Annotated in this window: 14 protein-coding genes; all 14 read right to left on the bottom strand. The window is 68.1% G+C overall.

Features of this window, described 5'->3' with window-relative positions; translation table 11 throughout:
- Positions 1–179: 179 nt before the first annotated feature.
- The 14 genes from ftsA to mraZ are packed head-to-tail and all read right to left on the bottom strand — an operon-like array spanning position 180 to position 16,082.
- Complete coding sequence (gene ftsA, locus QZ749_RS10390) at positions 180–1,412, bottom strand: cell division protein FtsA (RefSeq protein WP_296946256.1); 1,233 nt, start codon at positions 1,410–1,412, stop codon at positions 180–182.
- A gap of 22 nt (positions 1,413–1,434) precedes the next feature.
- Positions 1,435–2,253, bottom strand: coding sequence for a cell division protein FtsQ/DivIB (locus tag QZ749_RS10385; RefSeq protein WP_296946254.1), 819 nt, complete (start codon positions 2,251–2,253; stop codon positions 1,435–1,437).
- 21 nt (positions 2,254–2,274) lie between these two features.
- The gene (locus QZ749_RS10380) at positions 2,275–3,255 is read right to left on the bottom strand and encodes a D-alanine--D-alanine ligase (protein WP_296946251.1); all 981 of its coding nucleotides are present in this window, start codon (positions 3,253–3,255) and stop codon (positions 2,275–2,277) included.
- Positions 3,252–4,649, bottom strand: coding sequence for a UDP-N-acetylmuramate--L-alanine ligase (gene murC, locus QZ749_RS10375; RefSeq protein WP_296946249.1), 1,398 nt, complete (start codon positions 4,647–4,649; stop codon positions 3,252–3,254). Before murC ends, QZ749_RS10380 begins: the two co-directional genes overlap by 4 nt.
- Complete coding sequence (murG, locus tag QZ749_RS10370; RefSeq protein WP_296946246.1) at positions 4,646–5,728, bottom strand: undecaprenyldiphospho-muramoylpentapeptide beta-N-acetylglucosaminyltransferase; 1,083 nt, start codon at positions 5,726–5,728, stop codon at positions 4,646–4,648. The genes murC and murG overlap by 4 nt, the downstream gene beginning before the upstream one ends.
- Positions 5,725–6,954: a putative lipid II flippase FtsW gene (gene ftsW, locus QZ749_RS10365; protein ID WP_296946244.1), complete on the bottom strand. Its 1,230-nt coding sequence runs from the start codon at positions 6,952–6,954 to the stop codon at positions 5,725–5,727. Before ftsW ends, murG begins: the two co-directional genes overlap by 4 nt.
- The gene (gene murD, locus QZ749_RS10360) at positions 6,954–8,459 is read right to left on the bottom strand and encodes a UDP-N-acetylmuramoyl-L-alanine--D-glutamate ligase (protein ID WP_296946240.1); all 1,506 of its coding nucleotides are present in this window, start codon (positions 8,457–8,459) and stop codon (positions 6,954–6,956) included. Before murD ends, ftsW begins: the two co-directional genes overlap by 1 nt.
- 16 nt (positions 8,460–8,475) lie before the next feature.
- Positions 8,476–9,645, bottom strand: a complete 1,170-nt coding sequence (gene mraY, locus QZ749_RS10355; protein ID WP_296946238.1) for a phospho-N-acetylmuramoyl-pentapeptide-transferase — start codon at positions 9,643–9,645, stop codon at positions 8,476–8,478.
- Positions 9,646–9,649: 4 nt separating this feature from the next.
- Positions 9,650–11,116 (bottom strand): UDP-N-acetylmuramoyl-tripeptide--D-alanyl-D-alanine ligase, encoded by a 1,467-nt coding sequence (gene murF, locus QZ749_RS10350; RefSeq protein ID WP_296946236.1) that lies wholly within the window; start codon positions 11,114–11,116, stop codon positions 9,650–9,652.
- The gene (locus QZ749_RS10345) at positions 11,116–12,654 is read right to left on the bottom strand and encodes a UDP-N-acetylmuramoyl-L-alanyl-D-glutamate--2,6-diaminopimelate ligase (RefSeq protein ID WP_296946233.1); all 1,539 of its coding nucleotides are present in this window, start codon (positions 12,652–12,654) and stop codon (positions 11,116–11,118) included. The genes murF and QZ749_RS10345 overlap by 1 nt, the downstream gene beginning before the upstream one ends.
- Positions 12,654–14,423: a penicillin-binding protein 2 gene (locus QZ749_RS10340; RefSeq protein ID WP_296946229.1), complete on the bottom strand. Its 1,770-nt coding sequence runs from the start codon at positions 14,421–14,423 to the stop codon at positions 12,654–12,656. Before QZ749_RS10340 ends, QZ749_RS10345 begins: the two co-directional genes overlap by 1 nt.
- Positions 14,420–14,692: a cell division protein FtsL gene (ftsL, locus tag QZ749_RS10335; protein WP_296946227.1), complete on the bottom strand. Its 273-nt coding sequence runs from the start codon at positions 14,690–14,692 to the stop codon at positions 14,420–14,422. Before ftsL ends, QZ749_RS10340 begins: the two co-directional genes overlap by 4 nt.
- Positions 14,689–15,645 (bottom strand): 16S rRNA (cytosine(1402)-N(4))-methyltransferase RsmH, encoded by a 957-nt coding sequence (rsmH, locus tag QZ749_RS10330; protein ID WP_296946224.1) that lies wholly within the window; start codon positions 15,643–15,645, stop codon positions 14,689–14,691. Before rsmH ends, ftsL begins: the two co-directional genes overlap by 4 nt.
- Positions 15,646–15,653: 8 nt before the next feature.
- Complete coding sequence (gene mraZ / locus QZ749_RS10325; RefSeq protein ID WP_296946222.1) at positions 15,654–16,082, bottom strand: division/cell wall cluster transcriptional repressor MraZ; 429 nt, start codon at positions 16,080–16,082, stop codon at positions 15,654–15,656.
- Positions 16,083–16,378 lie beyond the last annotated feature (296 nt).

The following is a 16,378-nucleotide window of genomic DNA, read 5'->3' as shown; positions in this document are numbered from 1 at the left end:
CGACGTCGTCAGCCCTCGAGATTGGAAACGCGCCTGTATTTTAAAAATATTTACGATGCGCTACCAAGAAAAACCGTTACCACGTGTATCCGAAACCGCGAAAAACCTGCCACGCGTTGCAATCGATGCACCCCAGCCGCGAATTGCCGCCGCCTGTGCCGGTCCTTCGGGGTCTCGCTTCAGAAATTCCCCAGGAACCACTCCTTCATGCGCTGCCACACCGCCTTCACCGATCCATCCTGGCGCGTGACGATGTGGCCACGCAGGTACTGCTTCTTCGCTTCCAGCAGCAGGCCAAGCACGGTCGCGTAGCGCGGACTGCGCACCACGTCGGCCAGCTGGCCGCGGTACTCCGGCGTGCCCAGGCGCGCCGGTTTCAAAAAGATGTCCTCGGCCATCTCGATCATGCCCGGCATGATCGAGGAGCCGCCCGTCAGCACGATCCCTGACGACAGCACGCCTTCGTAGCCGGATTCGCGCACGACCTGGTGCGCCATCGCGAACAGTTCCTCGACGCGCGGCTCGATCACGGCCGCCAGCGCCTGGCGCGACAGCGAACGCGGACCGCGGTCGCCCAGCCCCGGCACTTCGAGCGTCTCGCCCGGATCGGCCAGCACCTGCTTGGCCACGCCGTAGCGGATCTTGATCTCCTCGGCCTCGCCGGTCGGCGTGCGCAGTGCCATCGCGATGTCGCTGGTGATCTGGTCGCCGGCGATCGGGATCACGGCGGTGTGGCGGATCGCGCCGTCCGAGAACACCGCGATGTCGGTGGTGCCGCCGCCGATGTCAATGAGTACCACGCCCAGCTCTTTCTCGTCGCCCGTCAGGACCGAATCGGCCGACGCCATCGGCTGCAGGATCAGGTCCGAGACCTCGAGACCGCAACGGCGCACGCACTTTACAATATTTTGCACGGCCGACACCGCACCTGTAACAATGTGCACGCGCACTTCCAGGCGGATGCCGCTCATCCCGATCGGCTCGCGCACGTCCTCCTGGTTGTCGACGATGAATTCCTGCGGCACCGTGTGCAGCAACTGCTGGTCGGTGGCGATGTTCACCGCCTTGGCCGTCTCGATCACGCGCGCCACGTCGGCGGACGTGACCTCCTTGTCCTTGATCGCGACCATGCCGCTCGAGTTGAACGAGCGGATATGGCTGCCGGCGATGCCCGCGTAGACGTTGCGGATCTTGCAGTCGGCCATCAGCTCCGCTTCCTCGAGCGCGCGCTGGATCGACTCGACGGTCGCCTCGATGTTCACGACGACGCCTTTCTTCAGGCCCTTGGACTCGTGCTGGCCGAGTCCGATCACTTCGTGGCGCCCATCGGCCATCACCTCGGCCACCACCGCCACCACCTTCGAGGTGCCGATGTCGAGGCCGACGATCAGGTTCTTTGCGTCTTTGGTCATGTTTGCTGTCGCCTGCTAAGAATTAGGTTTGTTTTGTTGTTTTGTTGACTGCTTTTTTCTTTGCCGCCTTGACCGGCTTGGTGGCGTCGGCCGGCACGCTCAGCGCCGCCGACGACAGCGCCAGCCCGTTCGGATAACGCATGTCGATCGTGTCGATCCGTCCTTCCTGCAGGCGCGCGGTCAGCTGGGGGTAGATGCTCACCAGGCGCTGCACGCGGCCCTTGAGCGTGTTCTTGTCCTTCTCGCGCCCCAGCTCCACGCTCATGCCGTTGTCCAGCCTGACCGTCCAGGCGTAGCGGTTCGACAGGCTGATCGACGCCGGCACCAGGCGGATCGGCGCGAACCAGCCGCGCAGTTCCGCGAAGCGCGCCAGCACTTCCTTCTCGCTGCCCTCCGGACCATCGAACGCAGGCAGTTCGTGGTCGTCGTCGGCCTCGGCCAGGTTGGCGGTGAACACGTCGCCCTTCACCGACAGCAGGCGTCCGTCCTCGCCCCAGGTGCCGAGCGCCTCGTGCTCCTCGACGGCCACGATCAACTGGTTCGGCCATTCGCGGCGCACGGTTGCCTTGCGCACCCACGGCACCGCCTCGAAGGTCGTGCGCACCTGCTCCAGGTCGGTCGTGAAGAAGTTCCCGCGGATCTTCCCCAGCACGCCGTTGCGCACCGTCAGTTCGTTCACGTGCTGCAGGTCCAGCCCGTACATGCTCTCGACACGCACCGCGCGCAGGGTGAACATCGGGCGCTGCGACAGCCACCACACGCCGGATGCCACGCCCGCGAGCAGCGTCAGCGCGGTGATCGCGCTGGCGGTTGCGTTCAGGGCTCGCACGTCTTGCCACATCGTTCTTCCTTCGCTTCCCCGTCAGGCCCTGGCGGCCGGGTTGGCCTGGCCGGTCTTCAGGCTGGCCGAACGCAGGATCTGCACGCACAGGTCCTCGTAGCTGGTCCCTTCGGCGCGCGCGGCCATCGGCACCAGCGAGTGCGTGGTCATGCCCGGCGAGGTGTTCACCTCCAGCAGGAACGGCGCGTTGTCCGACGCGCGCAGCAGCACGTCGATGCGGCTCCAGCCTTCGCAGCCGAGCGCGCGGTAGGCGTTCTCCACGTGGGCCTGGATCGCCCGCGTGGTCGCCTCGTCCAGCGGCGCCGGGCAATGGTACTTGGTGTCGTCCGTGAAGTACTTGTTCTGGTAGTCGTAGTTGCCTTCCGGCGCCACGATCTCGATGACCGGCAGCGCGCGCGCCTGCGCGCCCGTGCCCAGCACCGGCACCGAGAACTCGCGGCCCTGGATGAACTGCTCGGCCAGCACCACCTTGTCGAACTGGCGCGCCAGGTCCACCGCCGCGCGCAGCTGCGCCGCCTCGGTCACCTTGGTGATGCCGATGGTGGAGCCTTCGAGCGGCGGCTTGACGATGAGCGGCAGGCCCAGTTCGGCCGCCACGGCGTCCAGGTCCGTGTCCGGGCCGATGGTGGCGTACTTCGGCGTCGGCACGCCGTGCGCCAGCCAGATGATCTTGGTGGCGATCTTGTCCATGCCGACCGACGACGCCATCACGCCGCTGCCGGTGTACGGGATGCCGAGCAGCTCGAGCGCGCCCTGCAGGGTGCCGTCCTCGCCGTAGCGGCCGTGCAGCGCGATGAACACGCGGTCGAATTTTTCCGCGGCCAGCTCGGCCAGCGAGCGTTCGGCCGGATCGAACGGATGGGCATCGATGCCCTTGCTGCGCAGCGCCTGCAGCACGCCGTTGCCGGAAATGAGGGAAATCTCGCGCTCGGCGGAACGGCCGCCCAGCAGGACGCCGACCTTGCCCAGGCCCTCGATGTCGGAGGGGGTAGTAGTGCTCACGATGCCACCTTTTGATGCGAAGTCAGTTGTTGGGGAACGCCGCCGATCGAGCCCGCGCCCATGGTCAGCACGACGTCGCCGTCGCGCGCGATGTCGAGGATGGTCGCCGGCATGTCGGCGATCGATTCGACGAAGACCGGCTCGACCTTGCCGCCGGCGCGCAGCGCGCGCGCCAGGGCGCGGCCGTCGGCGGCCACGATCGGGCTCTCGCCGGCCGCGTACACCTCGGCCAGCAGCAGCACGTCGGGCGCGCCCAGCACCTTGACGAAATCCTCGAACAGGTCGCGCGTGCGGGTGTAGCGGTGCGGCTGGAAGGCCAGCACCAGGCGCCGGCCCGGGTAGGCGGCGCGCGCCGCGGCCACGGTCACCTGGGCCTCGACCGGGTGGTGGCCGTAGTCGTCCACCAGCGTGAAGCTGCCGCCGCCCGGCAGGTCGACCTCGCCCCAGCGCGTGAAGCGCCGGCCGACGCCGCGGAACTCGGCCAGGCCCTGGGCCGTGGCTTCGTCCGGCACGCCGATCTCGCGCGCGATCGCGATCGCCGAGCAGGCGTTCAGGACGTTGTGCATGCCCGGCTGGTTCAGCACGAAGGCGGTGTCCGGATAGCCTTCCTGGCGCACGGTGAAGTGCATCCTGACGCCCTCGGCGTGGGCGTTCAGCGCGCGCACCTCGGCGTCTTCCGAGAAGCCGTAGGTCGTCACCGGCTTGGTCACCTGCGGCAGGATGGCGCGCACGGTGGCGTCGTCGATGCACATCATGGCGCGGCCGTAGAACGGCAGGCGGTGCGTGAAGTTGACGAACGCGCCCTTGAGCTTCTCGAAGTCGTGCTCGTAGGTGTCCATGTGGTCGGCGTCGATGTTGGTGATCACCTCGATCATCGGCGACAGGTTCAGGAACGACGCGTCCGACTCGTCGGCCTCGGCCACGATGTAGTCGCCGGTGCCCAGCTTGGCGTTGGCGCCGGCGCTGTTCAGGCGCCCGCCGATGACGAAGGTCGGGTCCAGGCCGCCCTGGGCCAGCACCGACGCCACCAGGCTGGTGGTGGTGGTCTTGCCGTGGGTGCCGGCGATGGCGATGCCGCGCTTCAGGCGCATCAGTTCGCCCAGCATGATCGCGCGCGGCACGATGGGGATCTTGGCGGCGCGCGCCGCCACCACTTCCGGATTCGCCTCGTTCACCGCCGTCGAGGTCACGACGGCGTCGGCGCCCAGGATGTGCTCGGCCGCATGGCCGATGCTGACGCTGGCGCCCAGTTCCTGCAGGCGCTGGCTGGCCGCGTTCGCCGCCAGGTCCGAGCCCGACACCTTGTAGCCGAGGTTGAGCAGCACCTCGGCGATGCCGCTCATGCCGCTGCCGCCGATGCCGACGAAATGGATGTGTTTGATTTTATGCTTCATTGTCGCTTCGTCGCCAGTTCTTCCAATACGTTCGCGATCGCCGCGTTGGCGTCGCGCCTGCCCACCGCCTGCGCCGCCTCGGCCATCGCCAGGCAGTCGTCGCGGCTGGTTACCTGCAGCAGCTGGGCCAGCCGCTGCGGGGTCAATTCGCCCTGGGGCAGGTGCACCGCCGCCTTCTGCCCGTCCATCCAGGTCGCGTTGTCGCGCTGGTGGCTGGTGGTGCTGGCCACGAACGGCACCAGCACGCTGGCCACGCCGGCCGCCGTCAGCTCCGACACCGTGATGGCGCCGGCGCGGCAGATCACCAGGTCGGCGTTCGCGTATTCGGCCGCCATGTCGTCGATGAAGTCGACCACGTTGGCCTGCACGCCGGCGCCGGCGTAGGCGGCGCGCAGCGCGTCGATGTTCTTCTTGCCCGACTGGTGCGTGACGACCGGGCGCAGGCCCTCGGGGATCAGCGCCAGCGCGGCCGGCACGCTGTCGTTGAGCACCCTGGCGCCCAGGCTGCCGCCCACGACCAGCACGTTCAGCGGGCCGGTGCGGTTGGCGAAGCGGCGGCCCGGGGGCAGCATGTCGAGGATTTCCTTGCGCACCGGGTTGCCGGTGACGACCGCCTTGTGCGCGGCCTTGCCGAAGTCGGCCGGGAAGCCGAACAGCACGCGGTCGGCCAGCGGCGCCAGGGTCTTGTTCGACAACAGCAGCGCGGCGTCGGCGTTCACCAGCGCCAGCGGCAGGTCGCGCGACCGCGCCATCAGGCCCCCCGGCACCGTCACGTAGCCGCCCATGCCCAGCACCACGTCGGGCTTGCGCGCGGCCAGGTAGCGGCGCACGGCGCCGAAGCTGGCGAGCAGCTTGAACGCGCCGCGCACCGTGTGGCCCAGGCCCTTGCCGCGCATGCCGGCGAAGTCGATGCGGTCCATCGGGATGCCGTGCTTTGGCACGATCTCGCCTTCCATGCCGTGGGCGGTGCCCAGCCACGAGACGTCCCAGCCGCGCGCGCGCATCTCCTGCGCGATCGCGATGCCGGGGAAAATGTGGCCGCCGGTGCCGGCCGCCATGATCATCAGTTTCTTGCTCATTTGGGGGCTCCCTGGCGCCCGCCGCGCATGCGCACGCGGTTCTCGTAATCGATGCGCAGCAGGATCGCCAGGCCGACGCAGTTGAACAGGATGCCCGAGCCGCCGTAGCTCATCAGCGGCAGCGTCAGGCCCTTGGTCGGCAGCAGGCCGAGGTTCACGCCCATGTTGATGAACACCTGCACGCCCAGCCAGATGCCGATGCCCTTGGCGGCCAGGCCGGCGAAATGCTGCTCCAGCGCGATCGCCTGGCGGCCGATGTCGAAGGCGCGCTTGACCAGCCAGTAGAACAGGCCGATCACGACCAGCACGCCGGCCAGGCCCAGTTCCTCGCCGATCACGGCCATGATGAAGTCGGTATGCGCCTCCGGCAGGTAGTGCAGCTTTTCCACGCTGCCGCCCAGGCCCACGCCGAAGAACTCGCCGCGGCCGAAGGCGATCAGCGAGTGCGTCAGCTGGTAGGCCTTGTCCAGCGCATTGCCCTCTTCCCACGGGTTCATGTAGGCGAACATGCGCGCGCGGCGGAACGGCGACAGCGCGATGATGGTCGAGAACACCAGCACCAGGATGGCGCCGATGCCGCCGAACCAGATCATGTTGAAGCCGCCCAGGAACAGGATGCCCATCGAGATGCAGACCACCACGCCGAACGCGCCCAGGTCGGGCTCGAGCATCAGCAGGCCGCCGACCAGCGCCATCGCGGCGGCCATCGGCATGAAGCCCTTGGTCAGCTTGTGCATGTACTGCTGCTTGCGCACGGTGAAGTCGGCCGCGTACAGCACCGCGACCACCTTCATGATCTCGGACGGCTGCATCTGCATGATCTTCAGCGGCAGCCAGCGGCGCGCGCCGTTGACCGAGACGCCCACGCCCGGCACCAGCACCAGGGCCAGCAGGACCAGGGTGCCGACGAACATCAGCGGCGCGAAGCGCTGCCAGGTGGCGACCGGGATGCGGAACACGAACAGGCCGGCCACCAGCGAGACGGCGATGAACATGGCCTGGCGCAGCAGGAAGTAATTGTTCTTGCCGGCCAGGTAGGCGAACTTGGGCGAGTCCGGCAGCGCGATCGAGGCCGAGTACACCATCACCATCCCGAACAGCATGAGCAGCAGCACGACCCACACCAGCGGCTGGTCGTATTCCATCATGCGCGACGGCCGCGCGCGCGTCGCGATGGTCGCATCGCCCGCGCCGCTGCCGAACTTGAAGGGGATCTGGAAGGCCATCAGAGGTCCTGTCCCTTCTCGAGCGCGATGTCGCGCACGGCGTCCACGAACACCTGGGCGCGATGCGCGTAGTTGGTGAACATGTCCAGGCTGGCGCAGGCCGGCGACAACAGCACCACGTCACCGGATTTCGCCAGGCCGGCGCCGCGCCGCACCGCCTGCGGCAGGTCGTCCAGGTCGAAGCACGGCACGCCGCTCGGCGCGATGGCGGCGCGGATCGCCGCGGCGTCGCGGCCGATCAGGAGCACCGCCTTCACGTAGCGCGAGCACGGGCCGGCCAGCGGCGCGAAGTCCTGGCCCTTGCCGTCGCCGCCCGCGATCAGGAGGATCTGGCGGTCCGACTCGCCGAAGGTCTTGCCCAGGCCTTCCAGCGCGGCGACGGTGGCGCCGACGTTGGTGCCCTTGGAATCGTCGTAGTACTCGACGCCGTCGATGCTGGTCACCAGTTCGACGCGGTGCGGCTCGCCCGCGTAGTCGCGCAGGCCGTGCAGCAGCGGCGCCAGCGGCAGGCCGACGGCGCGGCACAGCGCAAGCGCGGCCAGCGCGTTGGCCGCGTTGTGCAGGCCGCGGATGCGCAGCGCGTCGGCCGGCATCATGCGGTTGACGAACAGGTCGACCGGTTCGGCCACCTCATTCTTTTTGCGCTTCTTCTCGGGTTCCTCGGCCGGGCTGGCGTTCGCCAGCCACAGCACGCCGCGTTCGTTCACGAGGCCGAAGCTGCCCGGCGCATCCGGCTCGCCGGTGCCGAAGGTGACCACCTGCGCCTCGGGCGCCGCCATGCCCATGACGAGGTCGTCGTCGCGGTTCAGCACGCGCACGGTGCGCGGGCCGAAGATGCGCGCCTTGTCGGCGGCGTAGGCGGCCATGCTGCCGTGCCAGTCCAGGTGGTCCTGGGTCAGGTTCAGCACCGTCGCGGCATCCGCGTCGAGGCTGGAGGTGGTATGCAGCTGGAAGCTGGACAGTTCCAGCACCCAGGCCTGCGGCAGCGCGTCCTTGTCCAGCACCTCGCGTAGCACGTCCAGCGCGGCCGGGCTGATGTTGCCGGCGACCTGCGTCGTGAGGCCGGCGCGGCGGCACAGCAGGCCGGTGATGCTGGTGACGGTGGTCTTGCCGTTGGTGCCCGTGATCGCGATGACCTTCGGCGCGTAGCCGCGCTCCTGCTTCAGCGCGGCCAGCGCCTGGGCGAACAGTTCGATTTCGCCCCACAGCGGGATGCCGCGCGCGGCGGCGGCCGGCGCGATGGCGGCCAGTTCGCGCTGCGGCGCCAGGCCCGGGCTGACGGCGACGAAGTCGATGCCCTCGGCGTCCTCCAGCAGCGCCGCGTCGAACGCGCCGGCGACGAACTGCGCGTCCGGCACGGCCGCGCGCAATGCCGGCAGGCGCGCCGGCTCGGCGCGCGTGTCGGCCACGCGCACGCGCGCGCCGCGGCGCGCGAGCCATTGCGCCATCGCCAGGCCCGATTCGCCGAGCCCCAGTACCAGTGCGGTCTTGCCGTCGTAGTTCATCGTCGCGTCGCCTCGTTCAGCGCAGTTTCAGGGTGGACAGGCCGATCAGCACCAGCACCATGGTCACGATCCAGAAGCGCACCACGACCTTGGTTTCCTTCCAGCCCTTCTGTTCGAAATGGTGGTGCAGCGGCGCCATCAGGAACACGCGCCGCCCGGCGCCGTAGCGCTTCTTGGTGTACTTGAACCAGGCGACCTGGATGATCACGGACAGGGTCTCGGCCACGAACACGCCGCCCATGATGAACAGGACGATTTCCTGGCGCACGATGACGGCGATGGTGCCGAGCGCGCCGCCCAGCGCCAGCGCGCCGACGTCGCCCATGAACATCTGGGCCGGATGCGCGTTGAACCACAGGAAGGCCAGGCCCGCGCCCGCCATCGCGCCGCAGAAGATCAGCAGCTCGCCGGCGCCCGGGATGTGCGGGATGAACAGGTAGCGCGAATAGGTGGCGCTGCCGGTCAGGTAGGCGAACAGGCCCAGGGCGCCGCCCACCATCACGGTCGGCATGATCGCCAGGCCGTCCAGGCCGTCGGTGAAGTTGACGGCGTTGGAGGCGCCCACGATCACGCAATAGGTCAGCGCGATGAAGCCCCACACGCCCAGCGGGTAGCTGATGCTCTTGAAGAACGGGACGATCAGGTCGGACTTGGGCGGCAGCTCCATCGAGAAGCCCGACTGCACCCAGGCCAGGAACAGCTTCCACACTTCCCACGGGGTGGCGGCCGACACCGAGAACGCCAGGTACAGCGAGGAGGTGATGCCGATCAGCGACATCCAGAAATACTTCTCGCCCGAGCGCATGCCTTCCGGGTCCTTGTAGACCACCTTGCGGTAGTCGTCGACCCAGCCGATCGCGCCGAAGCCGAGCGTGACGACCAGCACCGGCCAGATCAGGCGGTTCGACAGGTCGCACCACAGCAGCGTGGAGACGGCGATGGAAATCAGGACCAGCACGCCGCCCATGGTCGGGGTGCCGTGCTTCTGCAGGTGGGTCTGCGGGCCGTAGGTGCGCACGGCCTGGCCGACCTTCAGGTCGGTCAGCTTACGGATCACGGCCGGGCCGCACAGCAGGCCGATGGTGATCGCGGTAATGGTCGCGAACACCGCCCGGAAGGTGATGTAGCTGAAAACGCGGAGCGGACCGATGTAGTCCTGGAAGTATTGTGCGAGCCAAAGCAGCATAGTCTTAGTGGGCGTCCTTGCCAGTGTTTGTTGATGCGGTCAGGTGCAGGACCACGCGCTCCATCTTCATGAAGCGCGAGCCCTTCACCAACACAGTTGCGTCAGATTTGCTGCCCAGTCTTTGATCCAGTGCTGCCAATAATTCGTCGAACTGCTCGTAGTGTTGCGCTCCCGATCCGGCCATGTGGCGTGCCAGCACGCCGGTCGCGAGCACGGCGTCGATGCCCTTGTGGCGGGCATAGGCGCCGATTTCCCGGTGAAACTCCGGTCCCTGCGTGCCGACCTCGCCCATGTCGCCCAGCACCAGGATGCGCGGCGACGGGGCCTGCGCCAGCACGTCGATGGCGGCGCGCACGGAATCCGGGTTGGCGTTGTAGGTGTCGTCGATCACGGTGGCGCCGCAGGCGGCCTGCTTGCGCTGCAAGCGGCCGCTGACGGGCGCGAACGCTTCCAGGCCGCGCACGATGGCGTCGACCTCGATGCCGGCGGCCAGGGCGCAGGCGGCGGCGGCCAGGGCGTTGCGCACGTTGTGGGTGCCGGCGGCGGACAGCTTGACGCTGAACGTCAAACCGTCGTCCCGGCGCAGGCCGGGATCCTGGTTCGCCCCAGCGGCAACGTCGGTGACATTGGGCCCGGGCCTGCGCCGGGGCGACGACGAAACGCTCACGGTCAGGTCGTTGCCGAAGCTGTTCGGCACGTACGTCGCGCGCACGTCGCAGGCATCCGACAGGCCGAACGTCAGCACGGCACGCTCCCCCGCCAATCCGCGCCACAGGTCCGTGTATGCGTCGTCGCCCGGGAACACGGCCACGCCGTCCGCCGGCAGGGCCGCCAGCACGGCACCGTTCTCGCGCGCCACCGCTTCCACCGTGTGCATGAATTCCTGGTGCTCGCGCTGGGCGTTGTTCACCAGCGCCACGGTCGGTTGCGCGATGGCCGCCAGGCGCGCGATCTCGCCCGGGTGGTTCATGCCCAGTTCGACCACGGCCGCCCGGTGCGCTCCGGTGAGGCGCATCACGGTCAGCGGCACGCCGATCTCGTTGTTCAGGTTGCCCTGCGTGGCCAGGCGCGCCTCCGTGCCGAAGGCCGCCGCCAGGATCGACGCGATCATTTCCTTGACCGTCGTCTTGCCGTTGCTGCCGGTGACGCCGATGACGGGGATGGCGAAGTCCCGGCGCCAGGCGTTGCCGATGCGGCCCAGCGCGGCCAGCGTGTCCGGCACCAGCAGCGCCGGCAGCGGGAAACCGTCCGGCAGGCGTTCGGCCACCACCGCGGCCACGCCACGCGCGGCGACCTGGTCGAGGAAGTCGTGGGCGTCGAAGATCTCGCCGCGCAGCGCGACGAACAGGGCGCCCTGCGCCACCGTGCGGCTGTCGGTCGAGACGCCCTCGAAGGCGACGTCCGGCGCTCCGGCGCCGGCCAGGCGCGCGCCGGCGATCGCCGGGGCCAGTCGTGCGAGCGTGCCGCGCATCAGCCGGCCCTCATCATCGTGAGCCGCGCGCTCAGGGCCAGCGCGGCGTGGTCGGCGTCGGAGAACGGGATCCTGCGGCCCTTGATTTCCTGGTAGGGCTCATGGCCCTTCCCCGCCAGCAGGATCACGTCCGGCTTGCCGGCGTTCTTGACGGCGACCAGGATCGCCGTCGCGCGGTCCTCGATCGCCTGCACGCGCGCAGGCAGCGCGGCGTCCATCCCCGCCACGATCTGGTCGATGATCGCGCGCGGCTCTTCGCTGCGCGGATTGTCGCTGGTAACCACCACGTGGTCGGCCGCCTGGGCGATGCGGCCCATCTGCGGACGCTTGCCCGGGTCGCGGTCGCCGCCGCAGCCGAACACGCACCACAGCTGGCCGCCGCGCTCGCGCGCCACCGGGCGCAGCGCCTCGAGCGTCTTGTCCAGCGCGTCCGGCGTGTGCGCGTAGTCGATCACGACCATCGGCGCGTCCTGGCCGCCGACCTGCTGCATGCGGCCCGGGGCCGGCTGCAGGGTCTCGATGGCGTCCAGCGCGGCGCGCAGCGCGACGCCCTTGGCCAGCAGGGCGCCGAGCACCGCCAGCGCGTTGCTGGCATTGAAGTGGCCGACCAGGCGCGTGCGTGCCAGTGCGCTGCCGAACGGCGAGTCGAGCTGGAATTCGGTGCCGGCCGGACGGCTGCGCAGCTGCGAGGCGCGCAGCACGGCCACGCCGTCGATGTCCGGCGCCTCGGCCGCGGAGCGCAGCGTGTAGCCGGTCACGGCCACCTGCGGGAAGTTGGCGCGCACATGGCGGGCGACGCGCACGCCGGCCGCGTCGTCCAGGTTGACCACCGCGGTCTTCAGGCCGGGCCAGGCGAACAGCCGCAGCTTGGCGGCTTCGTAGGCGGCCATGTCGCCGTGGTAGTCGAGGTGGTCGCGCGTCAGGTTGGTGAAGACGGCGACGTCGAAGTGCATGCCAGCCGTGCGGTTTTCCACCAGGCCGATCGACGACACCTCGATCGCCAGCGCGTCGGCGCCGGCCGCGCGCAGCTTGTCCAGCTCGGACGCCAGCAGCACGGCGTCCGGCGTGGTGTAGCCGGTGGGGTCGAATTGCGCGGCGTCGGCGTCGGCGCCGCGCACGAGGCCCACGCCCAGCGTGCCGATCACGCCCGCGGTGCCGCCCAGCCGGGCCAGCGCCTGCGCGGTCCAGAGCGCGCACGAGGTCTTGCCGTTGGTGCCGGTCACGCCCACCGTGAACATGGCGGCGTCCGGCTGCCGGTAGAAGGCGTGGGCGATCGCGCCGGCGTTCGCCTTCAGGTCGGCCACGGCCAGGTGCGGCACCGCCAGCGCGTCGTCCCAGGCGAAGCCGGCGCCGTCGTACACGACCGCGGCGGCGCCGTTCGCGACGGCGGCGGCGATGAAGCGGCGGCCGTCGGCGGCCGCGCCCGGATAGGCGAGGAAGACGTCGCCCCGCTGCACGCGGCGCGAGTCGGAAACGAGGCGGCCGCCCGGTGCGGCGGCCTCGATCCACTGGCGGATGTCGTTCGGCTTCTCAGCCATCAATTGCTCTCCTCGAGAGGATGTTCCGGAATGATGATGTCGGTGACCGTCGAGTCGGGCGGTATGTTGTCCGCCCGCAGCGCGTTCGCGGCCAGCTTGGCGAAGGTCGGCGCCGCCACGCTGCCGCCGGTGTGCAGGGGGCCGCTCGGGTCGTCGATCATCACGGCGATCACGAAGCGCGGGTTGGACATCGGCGCGATGCCGACGAAGTTGCCGACGTAGCGCGTCTGCGAATAGCGGCCGTTGATGACCTTCTGCGCGGTGCCGGTCTTGCCGCCCACGCGGTAGCCGGCCACTTGGGCCAGCGACGCCGTGCCGCCCGGGCCCACCACGGATTCGACCATGGTGCGCATCTGGGCCGCCGTCTTGGGCGAGATGATCTGCTGGCCGACCGGCTTCTCGGTGGTCTTCTGGAACGACAGCGGGATGATGTCGCCTTCGCGCGCGAAGATCAGCCAGGCGTGCGCCAGCTGCAGCAGCGACATCGAGATGCCCTGGCCGAACGACATATTGGCCTTCTCGACGATGCGCCACGACTTGTACGGCCGCACGCGGCCGGCGGCGGCGCCGGGGAAGCCGAAGCGCGGGGCCTGGCCGAAGCCGACCTTGGTGAACATCTCCCACATCTCCTGCGCCGACAGCATTTCCGAGACCTTGGTCGTGCCGATGTTGGACGACTTCTGGATGATGGTGCCGATGTCGATGACGCCGTGCGGATGCGTATCGCGGATCGGGTGGCCGCCGGTGAAATAGCGGCCGTTGCCGGTGTCGATCAGGGTGCTCGGCTTGATCAGGCCCTTGTCCAGCGCCAGCGCCACGGTGAAGGGCTTCAGGGTCGAACCCGGCTCGAAGGTATCGGTGATGACGCGGTTGCGCAGCTGCTCGCCGGTCAGGCGCGAGCGGTCGTTCGGGTTGTAGGTCGGCCAGTTGGTCAGCGCCAGCACCTCGCCCGTGTGCACGTCGAGCACCACGGCGGCGCCGGCCTTGGCGTGGAACTTCTCGACGGCTTCCTTGATGCTGTTGAAGGCGATGTACTGCAGCTTGCTGTCGACCGCCAGGTGCAGGTCCTTGCCGTCGTGCGGCTCGCGCGACAGGCCCACGTCCTCGACGATGCGGCCGAGGCGGTCCTTGATCACGCGCCGGCTGCCCGGCTGGCCGACGAGGCTCTTCTGCTGCGCCAGTTCCATCGCTTCCTGGCCCACGTCCTCGACGTTGGTGAAGCCGACCATGTGCGCCATCACCTCGCCCTGCGGATAGAAGCGCTTGTATTCCTTGCGCATGTCGAGGCCGTCGATGCCGAGCTTCTCGATCTTGGCGATGACGTCCATCTCGACCTGGCGCTTCAGGTAGACGTAGCTACGGTCCGAGGCCAGCTTGCGCAGCAGCTCGGCCTCGGGCAGGTCGAGCAGGGTCGCCAGCTCGTGCAGCTTTTCCGGCGGCGTGCCCTTGATGTCCTCGGTGAACGCCGACACCGACTTGACCGGCAGCGACGAGGCCAGCACGGTGCCGTTGCGGTCGAAGATCTTGCCGCGCGTGGCCGGCAGTTCCTGGGTGCGCATGTAGCGGCTGGCGCCCTGCTTCTGCAGGAACTGGTCGGACACGCCCTGCAGCCACAGCGCGCGGCAGGCCAGCGCGGCGAACGCCGCGAACAACACGAACAGGACGACGCGCGAGCGCCAGTCCGGCAGGCGCACGGCCAGCACGGGGCTCTTGGTGAACGCCACGCCCTTGCCGGCCGCGACGCGCGCGCCCTGGGTACCGGTCTTCATTTGCCGCCTTCCGTCAGGTACTGGGTGCGGGCCGGGCTCAGCGGCGCCATGTTCAGCTCGGAGCGCGCGATCTGCTCGATGCGTTCGTTCTTGCCCAGGGTGGACTGGTCGAGCTGGAGCTGAGTCCAGTCGATCTCGAGCTGGCGCTGCTGCTGCTGCGAGCGTTCGAGGTCGATGAACAGGTGGCGCGCCTGGAAGCGCGCGTTGACGACCGACAGCGCGCAGCCGACCAGCAGCGCCGTCAGCACGACGTTGAGCTTGCCGCTCATGCCGGCGTCTCCAGGCGTTCGGCCACGCGCAGCACGGCCGAGCGGGCACGCGGGTTGGCGCCCACTTCGGCATCCGAGGGCTTGGTCTTGCCGATCAGCTTCATCAAGGGCTGCGGCAGGTCGACGGCGCGGATCGGCAGCCGGCGGTCCGGTTGCGCGACCTTGGCCTTGGACGCCAGGAACTGCTTGACCATGCGGTCTTCCAGCGAGTGGAAGCTGATCACGGACAGGCGCGCGCCCGGCGCCAGCAGGGCAAAGGCGGCGCTCAGACCTGCTTCAAGGTCCTCAAGCTCTTGATTGACGAAAATCCGGATAGCCTGAAAGGTGCGGGTTGCCGGATCCTTGCCTTTCTCCCGGGTTTTGACCGCGTCTGCCACGATTGCGGCAAGCTGTCGTGTGCTTGAAATTGGCTCGATTGCCCGGCGAGCAACAATCGCCTTTGCAATCTGAAAAGCAAACCGTTCTTCCCCATAATCGCGAATCACCTTTTCCAGTTGTCGTTCCGGCACCTCGGCCAGCCATTCGGCGGCCGACATGCCCCGGGTCGTATCCATCCGCATGTCCAGGGGACCGTCGTTGCGGAAGCTGAAGCCGCGCCGCGCATCGTCGACCTGCGGGGACGAAATGCCCAGGTCGAGCAGGATGCCGTCGACCTGGGCGATGCCCCGCGCCGCCAGCGCGTCGCGCATCGTCGCGAAACTGTCGTGCACGATCGAAAAGCGCGGGTCGCCGACCTGCTGCGCCGTGGCGATCGCCTGCGGGTCCTTGTCGAAGGCGATCAGGCGCCCCCCGGGCGCCAGCTTCGACAGGATCAGCCGGCTATGGCCGCCGCGGCCGAACGTGCCATCTATATACGTACCGGCAGCGCGTGCGCCCTCCAGCGAGAGCGCATCGACTGCTTCATCGAGCAGCACCGTACGATGCTGCAAATCAGGCACCTGAATCGGATCCATGCAGGGCCTTAAAAGGAGAAATTGGAAAGGACATCGGGCATGCCACCCGCGACGGCTTCGGCCTCGTTTTCTGCCAGCTTGGCGGCGTCCCAAATCTCGAAATGGGTTCCCATCCCGAGCATCATCACTTCCTTCTCCAGTCCGACGGCCTTGCGCAATTCGGGCGACACGAGCACGCGGCCCGTCCCGTCCATCTCGACATCGCACGCATTTCCCAGGAAGATGCGCTGCCACGCCCGCGCCGACATCGGCCAGGCGGCGATCTGTTCGCGATGTTCTTCCCACACGGGGCGCGGGAAAAACAACAGGCAACCATGCGGGTGTTTCGTGAGCGTCATACGGCCTTCACACTGCTGCATCAAGGCGTCCCGATGCCTGGCCGGTATCGACATCCGGCCTTTCGCATCGAGATTGATCGCTGACGCGCCCTGAAACACGTATTTACCTAGTTTGGAGAGTTATCAATCTGATTATTTTTGGGCGCCGGGAAACCTCATCGGTCTCCCACAAAACTGCACTTTTTGCCACCATTTCCCACTTTAGAGGAAGCGTTGTCCGTGGTCAAGCGAATTCACGTTTGGAAAACGCGGAAATTGCCAATGAAACCAATGACTTAGCGCACTTAGTTGACGCAAGCTCAAGAAAAAATGTTGAGCAAAATTAGGCACTTAGGCTAAACAATGCATGTGCTACCTCATCTACACACATGTGTTTCATGTTTGATCGCGCGCAA

This window comes from uncultured Massilia sp., from assembly GCF_913773735.1.
Taxonomy (GTDB): Bacteria; Pseudomonadota; Gammaproteobacteria; order Burkholderiales; family Burkholderiaceae_D; genus Telluria.
The sequence above is the reverse complement of the archived record's forward strand: the minus strand, read 5'-3'. Positions and strand labels throughout refer to the sequence as shown.